Raw genomic sequence first — 14197 nt, 5'->3', positions numbered from 1 at the left:
GGCGCATATAGGGACGTGACAAACGTCTAATAGGAGATTCCCCATGATGAAAACCCGTGCCGCCGTCGCCGTTGAAGCCGGTAAACCGCTTGAAATCATGGAGGTGAACCTCGAAGGGCCGAAACGGGGCGAGGTCTTGGTCGAGATCAAAGCCACCGGCCTGTGCCACACCGATGAGTTCACCCGTTCTGGTGATGATCCCGAAGGCATCTTCCCCGCGATCCTCGGCCACGAAGGCGCGGGCGTCGTGCTGGAAGTGGGCGAGGGGGTGACGACGCTGGAGCCGGGCGATCATGTGATCCCGCTTTACACGCCGGAATGTCGGGAGTGTGAATATTGTCTGAGTGGCAAGACCAACCTCTGCCAAAAAATCCGCGTAACCCAAGGCCAAGGTCTGCTGCCCGATGGCACGACACGGTTTTCGATGCTCGATGGCACGCCGATCCACCACTATATGGGCTGCTCGACCTTTGCCAACCACACCGTGGTGCCAGAGATTGCTTTGGCCAAAGTCCGCAAGGATGCGCCTTTTGATAAGATTTGCTATATCGGTTGCGGTGTCACCACAGGCATCGGCGCGGTGATCAACACGGCCAAGGTCGAGCTCGGCGCACGCTGTGTGGTCTTTGGCTTGGGCGGCATCGGGCTGAACGTCATCCAAGGGCTGCGGCTGGCCGGGGCGGATCAGATCGTTGGTGTTGACCTTAATGACGACAAGGCCGAAGCGGGCAAGTATTTCGGCATGACTGATTTCGTGAACCCATCGAAGGTCGAGGGCGATTTGGTGGCGCATTTGGTTGAACTGACCAAGGGCGGCGCGGATTACTCCTTTGACGCGACAGGCAACACCAAGGTCATGCGCGACGCGCTGGAATGTGCGCATAAAGGCTGGGGTGAGAGCATCATCATTGGTGTCGCACCAGCGGGGGCGGAGATTTCAACGCGGCCCTTCCAACTCGTCACCGGGCGCGTTTGGCGTGGGACCGCCTTTGGCGGGGCCAAGGGGCGGACGGATGTGCCTAAGATCGTCGATTGGTACATGAACGGCAAAATCGAGATTGACCCGATGATCACCCATAAACTGACGCTGGATCAGATCAACGAAGGGTTCGAACTGATGCACAAAGGTGAATCGATCCGCGCGGTCGTCGAATTTTAAACATTGGGCTGGAGGGCCCTCCGCTCTCCAGCCTCGACCTCTGCCGCAAGGGAGAGGAACAGGTCGACATCCATATAGGCTTCGACATGATCGGCCAGCGCGTCCAGGGTCTCTTCCACACCGCTTTCAAAGTCCAGCGATGAGGTCACGCCAAGAGTGCTGAGATAGGCGCGGCGAAAGGCGTCAGAGCTAAAAATCCCATGCATATAACAGCCCTGCACCCCGCCTGACGCTGAAGTGGCACCTTCGGGCAGGTCATCGAAGGTAAGCCATGCGCGGGCGCAGTCCGGGCCGGTGGTTTCGCCGATGTGAATTTCATAGCCCGTCAGAGCAGTGCCACTGGCGAGATGCACGCCAGTTTTCTGCGATAGGTGTTTTTGCGGGGCCATCGTGGTCTCTACGTTCAGATGTCCAAGACCGGCAACCTTACCGGCTGGCCCTTCGATACCCATGGGGTCGGTAATGGTCTGGCCGAGCATCTGATAGCCGCCGCATAGTCCCAACACATGGCCCCCGCGACGAATATGTGCGGCAAGATCAATGTCCCAGCCTTCTGCGCGGAAGGCGTCGAGGTCGGCAATGGTAGATTTTGAGCCAACGAGCAGCACAAGATCAGCCTCTGCTGGCAGAGGCGTGCCGGGGGAGATCATGCGCAGGTCGACGCCCGGTTCGGCAGATAGCGGATCAAGATCGTCGAAATTGGCAATGCGGGGCAACTGCGGCACCGCGATGACGCAGCCTTGCCCGCCTGAGCGGGCGCGGGCGGGCAGGTCCATCACGTCTTCGGCGGGCAGACGGTGGGCGGCGTCAAACCACGGCACCACGCCAAGGCAGGGCCAGCCGGTGCGCTGGGCGATATCGTCGCGGCCTGCGTCGAAAAGGCTGCGGTCGCCGCGAAATTTGTTCACCGCAAAGCCGCGGATCAGGGCGTTGTCGGCAGGTTCCAGCACCGCTCGGGTGCCGACGATTTGGGCGATCACGCCGCCGCGGTCGATGTCGCCCATCAGAATGACCGGAACGCCAGCGGCGCGGGCGAAGCCCATATTGGCGATATCGCCCGCGCGCAGGTTGGTTTCTGCGGGTGAGCCTGCGCCTTCGACTACGATGAGGTCGCAGTCTTCGGCCAAACGGTGAAAAGCGTGCAGCACGGTGGGCATCAGGCTGGCTTTGCTGCGGCCAAACTCATGTGCTTCCTGCTGGCCGATCACTTGGCCATGCACGACAACCTGCGCGCCGGTGCTGCTCTGTGGCTTTAGCAGCACGGGGTTCATGTCGGTATGAGGGGCCACCCCTGCGGCACGGGCTTGGAGCGCCTGCGCACGGCCAATCTCACCCCCGTCTTCGGTCACGGCGGCGTTGTTGGACATGTTCTGCGGTTTAAATGGGCGCACCCGCAGGCCGCGCCGGGCCGCGGCCCGCAGCAGACCGGCCACGATCATGGATTTGCCGACATTGCTGCCGGTGCCTTGGATCATAATGGCTTTGGTCATCTGCGGCGGCCCTTGCATGGTTTGGCGCAAACTGGCGCAAATCACCGCGAGGGGGAAGGGCAACACCGCCCTTTGTGGCCAAGCATGAGACACAAAAAAACGCAGCCCGAAGGCTGCGTCAATTGCGCCGTTTGGCGGATAGGTTTAGGCGGCTTCAGCCTGAAGCGCGGCATTGCGGCGCTCGGATTCTTCACGCGACAGGGCGACGGAGGTCCGCACGCCTTTGCCAACAAATTCCATCAGACCTTCGACGACCCGCTCGTTGGGGTCGATCCCGGCACAGCTCAGCACTTCGCGGCCATCGCGCGAACGGGCCCAGCGGGCGATCTGTTCTGGGCCGTTGCCATATTTCTTGTCGTCGGCAATAGCGTCATCCAAAGCAGCGAGAACCACAGCAGCAAAGAGCTTACGTGCGCGGTTGCCTTGCTCGTTGTTGAAAGCGGTGCCATCAACGAAATCTTTCATCTCGTCGTCCTTTCGATTATTCTTGCTCTTGTCATTCGGGCTTGGCGCTCCTTATGACGGATATCTCGTGATTCGGATACCACTATTTAGCATACCACCCATGCAACATGCGCATATCTAGTTGTCGCAGCGACGTCCGGATATCGCCTGCTTGCAGGGAACCATCCCTCCCGATATAGAACCGGACATCTTATCATCAACCTTATGTCGTGGTTTTGTCACATGCCCAAGATTAACGGAAACGAGATCCGCCCCGGAAACGTCCTTGAACACAACGGTGGCCTCTGGGCGGCGGTGAAGGTCGATCACGTCAAGCCCGGCAAGGGCGGCGCTTTTGCTCAGGTCGAGCTGCGCAACCTGCGCAACGGCTCCAAATTGAACGAACGTTTCCGCTCTGCCGATAAGGTCGAGCGTGTGCGGTTGGAGCAAAAAGACCAGCAATTTCTGTATGAAGACGATGGTATGCTGGTTGTGATGGATACCGAGACCTATGAGCAGGTGCAGCTTAACGCCGAGCTTTTAGGCGACACGCGCCCCTTCCTGCAGGACGGTATGATGATCGTGGTGGAGTACCACGAGGCCGAGGCGTTGAACGCCCGTCTGCCGCAGAAAGTCGTCTGCAATATTGCCGAGACTGAGCCGGTTGTAAAAGGTCAGACAGCGGCAAATTCTTTCAAACCTGCCATCTTGGAAAACGGTGTAAAGATCTCCGTGCCCCCCTTCGTCGGGCCGGATGAAGCCATTGTCGTGAACACCGAAACCATGGAATATGTCGAACGCGCTTGACGCGACGTCATGCTGCGTAAGATTGATGAGCCCCGGTTTTGCCGGGGCTTTTTCGTTTCTGGTTGCCTCAGACCGCGGGGCCGGGCCATGTGATCTGCGCCTCATCGGCCTGCATCGGCCCTTTCGCGCGGTCAAAACGTAAATGCGCCAGCGCTTGGCCACCCGATTGGGTGAAGAGCGTGCCTGCCGGTTTGCCCTCAGCGGTGATCGGAGTGCCGGCGGGCGCTTCACCGGTGATATCAACCCGCGTGAGCCCTTTGCGCAACTCGGTCTTGTGTTTCATCCGCGCGGTGACCTCTTGGCCGACATAGCACCCTTTGCGAAAATCCAGCCCGTTGATCCGGTCAAACCCGGCTTCTAGGATGAAAGTATCCGGTGTCAATTCAATGCCAGTCTCAGGGATCAAATGCGCCACGCGCAGCGCGACCCAATCGGTCGGGTCCTCGCTCTGCGGCGTGTCGCGGTAGGCCCGCCAGCCCATTTCGGGGTGACGCGGGTCGATCACGGCATCGTCTGGCGCGGGGCCGGTGCCTCGGTGCAGGTGCAGATCAGTGGGTTCGATCGTCACCTTGGCCCGCAGTTTGTACATCATCAGGCGTTGCGCGAGCATGTCGCCAAGGCTGTCGTCCACGTCCAGCAGCACAGCGTCACCGTCCGTAATCAGAAAGAAATCCGCCATATATTTCCCCTGCGGGGTCAGGAGGGCGGCATAGACCGGACCTTGGTCCAGTTTGCTCACGTCATTGGTCACGATCCCTTGCAGGAAGTCGCGGGTGTCGGGGCCTGTCAGGCGCAGAATGCGGCGCTTGGTCATGCGGGTGTCCTTTGATTGCTGGCCATGACATATAGCCTGTCAAACCCATCCAAAAGGGGCAACCATGCGCGCGCCGATCTCTGTTGTCATTCCCACGCTTGACGCGGCAAAAGTCTTGCCCGCCTGTCTTGGCGCTTTGGTCGAGGGGGTGCAGGCCGATCTGATCCGCGAGGTCATCATCAGCGACGGTGGGTCACAGGACGGGACCGGGCAATTGGCCGAAGGCTGGGGGGCCGAAGTGGTGATTGGGGCGCCTTCGCGCGGTGGGCAGTTGCGCCGGGGCTGTGCGGTGGCACAGGGCGACTGGCTGTTGGTTCTTCATGCGGATACGGTGCTGGCCCCCGGTTGGGCGGCGGCGGTGCAGAGCCATATGGCGCATCACACTGCGGCAGCGGGGTGGTTTCACCTGCGCTTTGACCACGGCGGTGTGGCAGCACGCGTTGTGGCAAGCTGGGCCAACCTGCGCAGCCGTATGGGGCTGCCCTATGGAGATCAGGGGCTGCTGCTGTCGCGTGCGCTTTATGAAGCGGTTGGCGGCTATTCCGATCAGCCGCTGATGGAGGATGTGGCGCTGGCCGGTGCTCTGCGTGGGCGGTTGCGCGCGCTTCAGGCTGTGGCCGTAACGAGTGCTGAAAAATACCGCCGTCAAGGCTGGCTGCGCCGGGGTGGGCGCAACCTTTGGACTTTGATCCGCTACATGATGGGCGTGCCGCCTGCCAAGCTGGCCGAAGCCTACCGCAAAGCCTGAGCCTTAGCCAAACAGTGCCGCGCCAAGCCGTTGCAGCAAATTGGGCTGTTGCGCTTCCTTGCGCCGCGCCTTTGCCCGGCCCGCGCCAAGACCGCGAGTGTCGGTCACTGTTTTGCCATCGCGGAATTGCAAGCGGTAGAGGTCCGCATAGATGCCGCCGCGGGCCATTAACTCGTCGTGTGTGCCTTCGTCTTTCACCTGACCCCGGTCCATCACCACAATCTTATCGGCGCTGCGAATGGTCGACAGCCGATGGGCAATGACAATTGTTGTGCGCCCTTTGGCAAGACGGTCCAGCGCATCCTGCACGACCTGTTCGGACTGAGCATCAAGCGCGCTCGTTGCCTCGTCCAGCAACAGAATGGGTGTATCGCGTAGCAGGGCGCGGGCTATGACCACGCGTTGCCGCTGACCGCCCGACAGGGCAGAGCCGCGGGGGCCAACGCGGGTGTCGAGCCCTTTATCCAACTGCGGCAGGAAATCGGCCACATGCGCGTCTTGCAAGACCTGTTGCAGGTCTTCGTCGCTGACATCTGTGCGGCCCAGGATAATGTTCTCGCGCAGGGATTCGTCAAACAGCAGCGCTTCTTGCGTGACGACCGAGAACATGCCGCGCAGATCGTTCAGCGTCATGGCATTGGTGTCGGTGCCACCGATTTGCACCTGTCCGGACTGCGGATCGACCAACCGGGTGAGCAGGTTGAAAATCGTTGATTTACCGGCGCCCGAGGCACCAACCAGCGCAGTGGTCTCGCCCGCTTTGGCGGTCAGGTTCAGCGCATCCAGCACCTTAGTGCCGCCATAGGACAGAGAGACATCTTTCAACACAACGTCAGGTGGCCCGGTGGGGGCAGGGACAGGCTGGGCCGGGCTGCGCAAGCGCAAGGGCGCGTCGAGCAGTTCCTTGATCCGCTCAAGTGCTGCGGCAGCCATCTGCCACAGGCCGCTGATCGCGCCCAATCGGCGCAGCGGCGAGAACATAAAGCCAAGCGCGGTGAAGAAGGTCATGAACTCACCGATGGTCTTGTTCCCCGCGATGATTTCGGACCCACCATAGACGATGACCGCCATGAAGCCGATGCCCGACATGATATCGATCATTGCCGGGATCGCGGAGTTGCCAAAGGCAGCGCGGACTTCGGTGCGGATGAAGGTGCGGGTCAATTCGCGGTATTGCCGCGCCTGATAGGCTTCCAGCGCGTTGAGTTTGATCTGCACGATACCATGAAACACTTCGTCCAACCGCGTGGACAGGCTGGCCCCCAGATCACGTGCCTCGCGCGAGCGGGCGCGGACGAAGCGCTGCGCAATCGCCGCAGGCAGGATCATCAGCGGCACGCCGATCATCGCCAGCAGCGCCCAGATGGGATCAATCGCAATGGCCACGCCCATCAGGATCACCAGCCCCACCAGATCGCGCCCCGCGCCGGTAATGACTGCACGCCAAACGTCGCTCACCGCGTTCACATCCGATTGCACCCGTTGCACCAGAAAGCCAGGCGGGTGGCTTTGGTGAAAGGCGCCGTCTTGGCGCATCATCTGGTCCAGCAGGTCAATGCGCAGGTCTGCTGCCGTGCGCTGTGCCACACGGGTCAGCAGCACCTTTTGCACCACTGTCGCTAAAGCGCGCAGTGCAAAGATACCGACCAGCACCAGCCCGACCCAGACCAAAGCGCCCCGGTCACCGCCGACAAAAACCCGGTCAAACATCGGCTCCATCAATTTGGCGAGCACGCCCAGGGTGGAGCCTTCGACGATCATGAAAAACACCGCCACGATCATGATGCCGGTGTGCTTTTTCAGATAGTCCCGCCAGAGCCAGCGCATCAGTTGCGCGGAGGTGTAGCTTTCATCATTCATCCCGCCGTGGTCCTTTTGGGCAATCGGGTAAGGTGTAGGGGAGCACGGGGGGCAGGGCAAGCAACTGTCATGGCGAAGCTGGCCGCGCGGCAGGCGTGCCACGGCGCTTACCCTTCCCCTTTTGTGCCCCTTGGCGGAGCGTTCTGCGGGGATTGACCCATAAAGCCCGCGCAGTAAGGTGACGCCGACCGCAGCCTGGTCGCGCAATAAACGAATGGCCTCTAATCCTATGACCACACACCACAAATTGGCCCAAGGCCGTTCCTATCTCGCGATCCCCGGCCCCTCTGTCATCCCCGAAGCTGTGCTAAGCGCGATGCACCGTCCGGCGCCCAATATCTATGAGGGCGAGCTGGTTGATATGATGCCGGGGTTGATCGCTGATCTGAAGCATATCGCCCGCACCAAACATCACGTCGCGATGTACATCAGCAACGGTCACGGCGCGTGGGAGGCTGCGTTGAGCAACGTTCTGGCCCCCGGTGATCAGGTGCTCGTGCTCGCCACCGGGCGGTTCGGCATCGGCTGGGGGGAGATGGCCACCGGGCTTGGGGCCGAGGTAGAGGTGATGGATTTTGGCCGTGCAACGTCCATTGATCTTGAGCAGGTCAACGACCGTCTGCGGGCCGACCCGGACCACAAGATCAAAGCGGTCATGGCGGTGCAGGTGGACACTTCCACCTCCGTGCGCAATGACATCGCCGCCCTGCGTGCTTGCGTGGATGCCTGCGATCATCCGGCGCTGTTGATGGTCGATTGCATCGCCTCTCTGGGCTGTGAGCGCTTTGAGATGGACCTATGGGGCGTTGATGTCATGGTAACCGCCGCGCAAAAGGGGCTTATGGTGCCGCCCGGCATGGCTTTTGTCTATTTTAACGACCGAGCCGAGGCGGCGCGGGCGCGGCTCCCACGGGTGAGCCGCTATTGGGATTGGACGCCGCGCGCGCATCCCGAAGAATTCTACCAGCTACATGGTGGCACAGCGCCGACGCATCACCTCTATGGGCTGCGTGCTGCGTTGGACATGATCAAGGAGGAGGGGATTGATCAGGTCTGGCAGCGCCATGCAACGCTGGCGCGGGCGATCTGGGCCGCGAGCGAAGCGTGGGAGGCGCAAGGCAGTCTGCGGCTAAACGTGCAAGAGCGCGACCTGCGCAGCCATGCGGTCACCGCCCTGCGGTTGCAGGCGCCCCAAGCCACTGAACTGCGCAATTGGGTTCAGGACAACCTTGGGCTTACGCTTGGTATCGGGCTCGGTATGGCCGAAAAGGGCGATCCCGCGTGGCATGGGTTTTTTCGCATCGGCCATATGGGTCATGTCAACGGCCATATGATCATGGGGCTGTTGGGAGGGATTGAAGCGGCGATGACTGCGCTGAAGATTGACCACGGCGCAGGCGCGCTTGCCGCCGCCGCCGAGGTGATCGGTGGCAAAGGTTAAACGCGCCGCGCCTCCGCCAGCGCCTCGGGCAATGCTGCGGCAAAGTGGTCGAGGTCTTCGGGCCTGCCGCAGCTGACGCGGATACAGCGGTTTTGCGGCGCCGCAAAGGGCATCCGCACAAAGATGCCCCGCGCCACCAGCGCTTCCAATACCGCTTTGGCAAAGGCACCATCCCGCCCGCAATCAATCGCCACGAAATTCGTCGCGGAGGGCAAGGCGGTCAGACCGTTCTCTGCCGCGATTTGGGTGATGCGCTCGCGGGCCTGCGCAATCTGGCGCTGCACTTGGCGCAGGTAGTCCTGATCCTGCACCGCTGCCAGCGCACCTGCCTGTGCGGCGCGGTTCAGGCCAAAGTGATTGCGGACCTTGTGAAATGCCGTAATCAACTCAGGCGCCGCAATCGCATAGCCGATCCGCGCACCGGCGAGGCCATAGGCTTTGGAAAAGGTCCGCATCCGGATCACGCGCGGATCATCCGCTGAAATCTCGGGCGCGGTGCCGTCGGGGGCGCATTCGATATAGGCCTCATCCAACAGCAACAGGCTGCGCGTCGGCAAATTATCCAGCGCCTGTTCAAGCGCACCGGCTTCATGCCATGTCCCCATTGGGTTGTCAGGATTTGCCAGATAGACGATCTTGGCATCAACCTCCGCCGCCTTAGCGAAGAGAGCAGAGGGGTCTTCGTGATCGTCGCGGTAAGGTACCTTATGCAGTTCGCCGCCAAAGCCTGTCACATGGTAGTTGAAGGTCGGATAGGCGCCCTCAGAGGTGACCAACGCGTCACCTTCGCCCACCAGCAAGCGCACGAGGTAGCCCAAAAGCCCGTCGATCCCTTCGCCGACGATGATGTTTTCAGGACGGATGCCGTGCAGCTCCGCCAAAGCCGCGCGGAGGTCCACGCTCTCAGAATCGCCGTATTTCCACATCTCGGTCTCTGCCATCGCGGCGATGGCGCGGGGTGAGGGGCCAAAGATGTTCTCATTGGCGCCAAGCCGCGCTTTGAACGGACGGCCCGTAGCGCGCTCCTGTGCTTCGGGTCCGACAAAGGGGACATTCGCAGGGAGGCTTTGGGCGAGCGGAGTCAGGCGTATATCTGTCATGCGCTAGGTGTAGGCGCGGCAGCGGGGCGGGGCAAGAGCTTGGCCCCCTGCCGCGACGTTTTGCTGGCGCGCTGCGGCGATCTGCGGTGAACTGCGCCAAACAGTTAGGAGAACCACCATGTCCCGCGTTCAAGTTCGGATCGAAGACCATATCGCCCATGTGACCCTCACCCGCGCCGACAAGATGAACGCGGTCGATGATGAGATGATCGAAGCCATCATTGCGGCAGGGCAGGAGGTTGCAGCATCGGATGCGCGGGTGGTTGTACTGTTGGGCGAGGGCAAGGCGTTTTGCGCGGGCATCGATATCGGCGGGCTCTCGGGGATGCTGGGGCAAGACATCGATGCGCTGATCATGCCGCGCACTCATGGCGAGGGGACGACGAACAAATGGCAGGAAGTGTCGATGGTCTGGCACCGTTTGGAAATCCCGGTGATCGCGGCGCTGCACGGGGTGGTTTTTGGCGCCGGGATGCAACTGGCGCTTGGGGCGGATATTCGGATTGCCGCACCTGATACGAAGCTCGCAGTGATGGAGATGAAATGGGGCATTGTGCCGGATATGGGCGGTATGGTGCTGCTGCCGCGTTTGGTGCGCTCGGATGTGCTGCGGCGGTTGACCTATACGGCGGCCCCGGTGGATGCCGCGCAGGCGGAGCGTTGGGGGTTGGTGACCGAAGTCGCTGATGATCCGCAGGCGGCGGCGCTCGACTTGGCGCGGGTGATCGCGGGCAAGGGGCCGAATGCGGTGAAGACGGCGAAGCGGTTGATCGGGTTTGCGGAATCAGGGGCGTCGGATGCGGAAGTGCTTGAGGCCGAGTCGCGCGAACAGGCGGCGCTGCTGGGCAAGCCCGAGCAGATGGAAGTGATCGCAGCGGAGTTTGGCAAGCGGCCTGCGGTGTTTAAATAGGGCAGGTTTGCGCAGCGTTTGCACTGTGCGCAACAGCCCGGCTTCAAGGCCGTAAGGCCGTAAGGCCGCTGGCAGCGCCCGACCGCCCGGATGGGCTGGCGCTTTTGCTATTGGGTGTTGTCCTGCGGACCGTTCAAATGTCCAGCAGAGATAAATAGGCAAACTAAGATCGGTAGAGCGCCATCCTGCGGTCTGGCCTCGCTTGGCTTGCGCAGCGTTTGCACTGCGCGCAACAGCCCGGAATTAAGGCCGTAAGGCCACCGGCAGCGCCAGACCGCCCGGATGGGCTGACGCTTTTGCAGTCGAAGTGACGTCCTGTGAAAGCGGCGTTTGCGCGGCAGAAATAAACTGCCTCACTGCATCGTTGACAGCACCATCCCGCGGTCTGGCGCTGCCCTGCTCGCGTGGCGTGTTTGGCATGGCGGCTAAACCACCACGCCGGGAATCTCAGCCCAGTTCAGCCAGTCGGTCCAAAGCCGCCTGCAACTGGTCTGCCTCTTCCTGACGGGCCGCAAGGTTCGCCTGCGCTTCGGCCACAACCTCTTCCGGAGCCGACGCCGCGAATTTGGGGTTGTTCAACCGCCCCTTCAGCCCGCCGATCTCCTTGCCCAGCTTGTCGAGCGACTTTTGCAGACGGGCTTTCTCGGCATCGATGTCGATCAGACCCGCCAGCGGCAGGCCAAAGCTCGCCCCCGGTGCGGCAATAGAAACCGTACCTTTAGGGAAGCTCTCGGTCCGCTCAAGGCTCTCGACCCGCGCAAGGCGTTTGATCATCACCTCGTTGCGGTCCCATGCGCCCTGCGCGGCCTCGTCCATCTCGGTCACCAGCATCGGCACCTTCAGCCCCGCTGGCACATGCATCTGCTGACGCGCGGAGCGGATGCTTTCGATCAGACCAATCACCCAGTTCAACTCGCGGTCCGCCTCTGCGTCCAGCAAGTCGGCGGTCGTATAGGTCGGCCAATCGGTCAGGGCGAGCAACTCGTCGCGCTTGGCGGCGGTTTGCCACAACTCTTCGGTGATGAAGGGCATGATCGGGTGCAGCAGCACCAGACATTGCTCTAGCACCCAAGCCATCGTTGCGCGGGTCTCTTCGGCCTCCGGCGCGTCGTCCTGCAACAGCGGCTTGGAGAGTTCCACATACCAGTCGCAGACCTTGCCCCAGACAAATGCGTAAAGCGCATTGGCCGCATCGTTGAAACGGAAGTTGCCGAGGGCCGCGTCCACTTCTTCGCGGATGCGGGCGGTCTCACCCACGATCCATTTGTTCAGCGTGGCTTGTGGCTGCGGCATCGTCGCAGGCATGCTGTCGAAGACGTTGTTCATCTCGGCAAAGCGGTGGGCGTTCCAAAGCTTGGTGCCGAAGTTGCGATAGCCCGCGATGCGCTGCGTCGAGAGCTTCAGGTCGCGCCCCATCGCTGCCATTGAGGTCAGCGTAAAACGCACAGCATCTGCGCCGTAATCGTCGATCAACTCCAGCGGGTCGAGCACGTTGCCCAGGGACTTCGACATCTTCTTGCCCTTCTCATCGCGCACCAGCGCGTGGACATAGACGGTGTCGAAGGGTTTCTGATCGACCACGGCGTATTGCATCATCATCATCCGGGCGACCCAGAAGAAGATAATATCGAAGCCGGTGACCAGCACGGAGGTGGGGAAGTATTTCTGAAGCTCCGCCGTCTGCTCAGGCCAGCCGAGCGTGCCGATGGGCCAAAGGCCGGAGGAGAACCATGTGTCGAGCACGTCGGGATCGCGGCGCAGGGTCTTGCCCGGCGCCATGGCCTGCGCCTCGGCCTCGGTCGGTGCGCAATATTCGTTGCCCTCGTCGTCGAACCACACCGGGATCTGATGCCCCCACCAGAGCTGGCGCGAAATGCACCAAGGCTCGATGTTCTCCAGCCAGTGGAAGTACACTTTGCGGTCCTGCTCGGGCAGGATCGTGACTTCGCCAGAACGCACGGCGTCGATAGCGGGCTGCACGATCTTGTCGGTGGCAACAAACCATTGGTCGGTCAGCATCGGCTCGATCACCACCTTTGAGCGGTCGCCGAAGGGCTGCATGATCTTCTTGGCTTCCACCAGCGGCACGAGGTTCTCTTCCTCGGTGCGCATCTCGCCGCCTTCACCGGGCTCGACGGGGGCTTTCTTGGCGGCGCGGCCAAGGCGGGGGTCGGTCGCCTCGGTCATCACAGCGAGACCCTCGGCGGTCACGTCTTCGACCACGCGTTTGCGGGCTTCGAAACGGTCGAGGCCTCGGTAGGCGTCGGGGACGAGGTTGATCTCGGTCGCGTCTTCGGGAGCGGCTTCCGATCCCTCGGCGATGGCCTGCGCGCGGGCGGCGGCCTCATCGTAGGGCAGACCATCGGCGCGCATCTTCCCTTGGGTGTCCATCAGCGCGTAGAGCGGGATGCCGTTGCGCTTGGCGACGCCGTAGTCGTTGAAGTCATGTGCGCCGGTGATCTTTACCGCGCCCGAGCCGAAGTTCTTATCCGGGTATTCGTCGGTGATGATCGGGATCAGACGGCGCTGCTCTTTCGGGCCAACGGGAATTTCACAGAGTTTTCCGACGATTGAGGCGTAACGCTCATCCGATGGGTGAACTGCCACCGCGCCATCGCCGAGCATGGTTTCAGGCCGCGTTGTGGCGATGGAGATATAGTCGCGGGTCTCCTCAAACAGCACGTTGCCGTCTTCGTCCTTCTCGACGTAGGTATAGGTCTCACCCCCCGCCAGCGGATACTTGAAGTGCCACATGTGGCCGTCGACTTCGGTGCTCTCGACCTCAAGGTCAGAGATCGCGGTCTCGAAATGCGGGTCCCAGTTGACCAGCCGCTTGCCGCGGTAGATCAGGCCTTTGTTATACATATCCACGAAAACCTTGATGACGGCATCGTGGAAATTGCCCTCTTCGCCCGCGGGCGCACCGGGTGCGCCGGACATAGTGAAAGCGTTGCGCGACCAGTCGCAAGACGCGCCCAAGCGGCGCAGCTGGTCAATGATCGTACCGCCGGATTTCTGCTTTTGCTCCCAGACCTTGGCGGTGAAAGCCTCGCGGCCCAACTCGCGACGGCCCGGCTGGCCGGTGGCGGCCAATTCTCGCTCCACCACCATCTGCGTGGCGATGCCCGCGTGGTCTTGGCCGGGCTGCCAAAGCGTGTCGAAACCCTGCATCCGGTGCCAGCGCACCAGAATGTCCTGCAACGTGTTGTTAAAGGCATGGCCCATGTGCAGCGAGCCGGTGACATTCGGCGGCGGGATCATCACCGAGAAATGCTCATCCCGCTGCGCATTCGCGCCTGCTTTGAACGCGCCCTTGGTCTCCCAATCGGCGTAGATGCGGCTTTCCGCCTCGGCGGCGTTGAAGGTCTTTTCGAGTGCCATGGTCATGATCCCTTTTGTTGCGCCCCGTTTAACGGGCTGGCGC

At 61.6% G+C, this 14197-nt stretch carries 11 protein-coding genes; 5 read left to right on the top strand and 6 right to left on the bottom strand.

Features of this window, described 5'->3' with window-relative positions; genetic code table 11:
- Nucleotides 1-46 precede the first annotated feature (46 nt).
- The gene (locus tag HTT03_RS06060; protein ID WP_174859004.1) at nucleotides 47-1159 is read left to right on the top strand and encodes an S-(hydroxymethyl)glutathione dehydrogenase/class III alcohol dehydrogenase; all 1113 of its coding nucleotides are present in this window, start codon (nucleotides 47-49) and stop codon (nucleotides 1157-1159) included.
- On the opposite strand, the gene HTT03_RS06055 is transcribed toward HTT03_RS06060, so the two are convergent.
- Nucleotides 1156-2649: a cobyric acid synthase gene (locus tag HTT03_RS06055; protein WP_174858937.1), complete on the bottom strand. Its 1494-nt coding sequence runs from the start codon at nucleotides 2647-2649 to the stop codon at nucleotides 1156-1158. The genes HTT03_RS06060 and HTT03_RS06055 overlap by 4 nt on opposite strands.
- Nucleotides 2650-2793: 144 nt before the next feature.
- Nucleotides 2794-3114 carry a DUF6280 family protein gene (locus HTT03_RS06050; RefSeq protein ID WP_007120494.1) on the bottom strand — a complete coding sequence of 107 codons (321 nt, stop codon included), beginning with the start codon at nucleotides 3112-3114 and terminating at the stop codon, nucleotides 2794-2796.
- A 222-nt stretch (nucleotides 3115-3336) separates the two neighbouring features.
- Here HTT03_RS06050 and efp point away from each other — a divergent pair, with 222 nt between their 5' ends.
- Nucleotides 3337-3900 (top strand): elongation factor P, encoded by a 564-nt coding sequence (gene efp, locus HTT03_RS06045; protein ID WP_174858936.1) that lies wholly within the window; start codon nucleotides 3337-3339, stop codon nucleotides 3898-3900.
- 67 nt (nucleotides 3901-3967) lie between these two features.
- Here the strand turns inward: efp and ygfZ are convergent, their stop codons facing one another.
- Nucleotides 3968-4714, bottom strand: a complete 747-nt coding sequence (gene ygfZ / locus HTT03_RS06040) for a CAF17-like 4Fe-4S cluster assembly/insertion protein YgfZ (protein WP_174858935.1) — start codon at nucleotides 4712-4714, stop codon at nucleotides 3968-3970.
- Nucleotides 4715-4778: 64 nt separating this feature from the next.
- Here ygfZ and HTT03_RS06035 point away from each other — a divergent pair, with 64 nt between their 5' ends.
- The gene (locus HTT03_RS06035) at nucleotides 4779-5462 is read left to right on the top strand and encodes a TIGR04283 family arsenosugar biosynthesis glycosyltransferase (RefSeq protein WP_174858934.1); all 684 of its coding nucleotides are present in this window, start codon (nucleotides 4779-4781) and stop codon (nucleotides 5460-5462) included.
- A 3-nt stretch (nucleotides 5463-5465) separates the two neighbouring features.
- On the opposite strand, the gene HTT03_RS06030 is transcribed toward HTT03_RS06035, so the two are convergent.
- The gene (locus HTT03_RS06030; protein WP_174858933.1) at nucleotides 5466-7322 is read right to left on the bottom strand and encodes an ABC transporter ATP-binding protein; all 1857 of its coding nucleotides are present in this window, start codon (nucleotides 7320-7322) and stop codon (nucleotides 5466-5468) included.
- A 229-nt stretch (nucleotides 7323-7551) separates the two neighbouring features.
- Here HTT03_RS06030 and HTT03_RS06025 point away from each other — a divergent pair, with 229 nt between their 5' ends.
- Nucleotides 7552-8763 (top strand): pyridoxal-phosphate-dependent aminotransferase family protein, encoded by a 1212-nt coding sequence (locus HTT03_RS06025; protein ID WP_174858932.1) that lies wholly within the window; start codon nucleotides 7552-7554, stop codon nucleotides 8761-8763.
- Here HTT03_RS06025 and HTT03_RS06020 read toward each other — a convergent pair.
- The gene (locus HTT03_RS06020; protein WP_174858931.1) at nucleotides 8760-9863 is read right to left on the bottom strand and encodes a pyridoxal phosphate-dependent aminotransferase; all 1104 of its coding nucleotides are present in this window, start codon (nucleotides 9861-9863) and stop codon (nucleotides 8760-8762) included. The genes HTT03_RS06025 and HTT03_RS06020 overlap by 4 nt on opposite strands.
- A 118-nt stretch (nucleotides 9864-9981) precedes the next feature.
- Here HTT03_RS06020 and HTT03_RS06015 point away from each other — a divergent pair, with 118 nt between their 5' ends.
- On the top strand, nucleotides 9982-10773 hold the full coding sequence (locus tag HTT03_RS06015; protein ID WP_174858930.1) for a crotonase/enoyl-CoA hydratase family protein: 792 nt from the start codon (nucleotides 9982-9984) through the stop codon (nucleotides 10771-10773).
- 447 nt (nucleotides 10774-11220) lie between these two features.
- Here HTT03_RS06015 and HTT03_RS06010 read toward each other — a convergent pair whose 3' ends face one another.
- Nucleotides 11221-14154, bottom strand: a complete 2934-nt coding sequence (locus HTT03_RS06010) for a valine--tRNA ligase (RefSeq protein WP_174858929.1) — start codon at nucleotides 14152-14154, stop codon at nucleotides 11221-11223.
- Nucleotides 14155-14197: the final 43 nt, after the last annotated feature.

Source organism: Sulfitobacter maritimus (assembly GCF_013346665.1).
Classification (GTDB): Bacteria; Pseudomonadota; Alphaproteobacteria; order Rhodobacterales; family Rhodobacteraceae; genus Sulfitobacter; species Sulfitobacter maritimus.
Note: the sequence above shows the minus strand (reverse complement) of the source record. Positions and strands in the feature narration are given on the sequence as shown.

Coding starts and splice junctions, on each gene's coding strand:
- HTT03_RS06050 (WP_007120494.1), bottom strand. CDS start 3,114: ATGAAAGATTTCGTTGATGGCACCGCTTTCAACAACGAGCAAGGCAAC.
- efp (WP_174858936.1), top strand. CDS start 3,337: ATGCCCAAGATTAACGGAAACGAGATCCGCCCCGGAAACGTCCTTGAA.
- HTT03_RS06060 (WP_174859004.1), top strand. CDS start 47: ATGAAAACCCGTGCCGCCGTCGCCGTTGAAGCCGGTAAACCGCTTGAA.
- HTT03_RS06055 (WP_174858937.1), bottom strand. CDS start 2,649: ATGACCAAAGCCATTATGATCCAAGGCACCGGCAGCAATGTCGGCAAA.
- ygfZ (WP_174858935.1), bottom strand. CDS start 4,714: ATGACCAAGCGCCGCATTCTGCGCCTGACAGGCCCCGACACCCGCGAC.
- HTT03_RS06015 (WP_174858930.1), top strand. CDS start 9,982: ATGTCCCGCGTTCAAGTTCGGATCGAAGACCATATCGCCCATGTGACC.
- HTT03_RS06020 (WP_174858931.1), bottom strand. CDS start 9,863: ATGACAGATATACGCCTGACTCCGCTCGCCCAAAGCCTCCCTGCGAAT.
- HTT03_RS06010 (WP_174858929.1), bottom strand. CDS start 14,154: ATGGCACTCGAAAAGACCTTCAACGCCGCCGAGGCGGAAAGCCGCATC.
- HTT03_RS06030 (WP_174858933.1), bottom strand. CDS start 7,322: ATGAATGATGAAAGCTACACCTCCGCGCAACTGATGCGCTGGCTCTGG.
- HTT03_RS06025 (WP_174858932.1), top strand. CDS start 7,552: ATGACCACACACCACAAATTGGCCCAAGGCCGTTCCTATCTCGCGATC.
- HTT03_RS06035 (WP_174858934.1), top strand. CDS start 4,779: ATGCGCGCGCCGATCTCTGTTGTCATTCCCACGCTTGACGCGGCAAAA.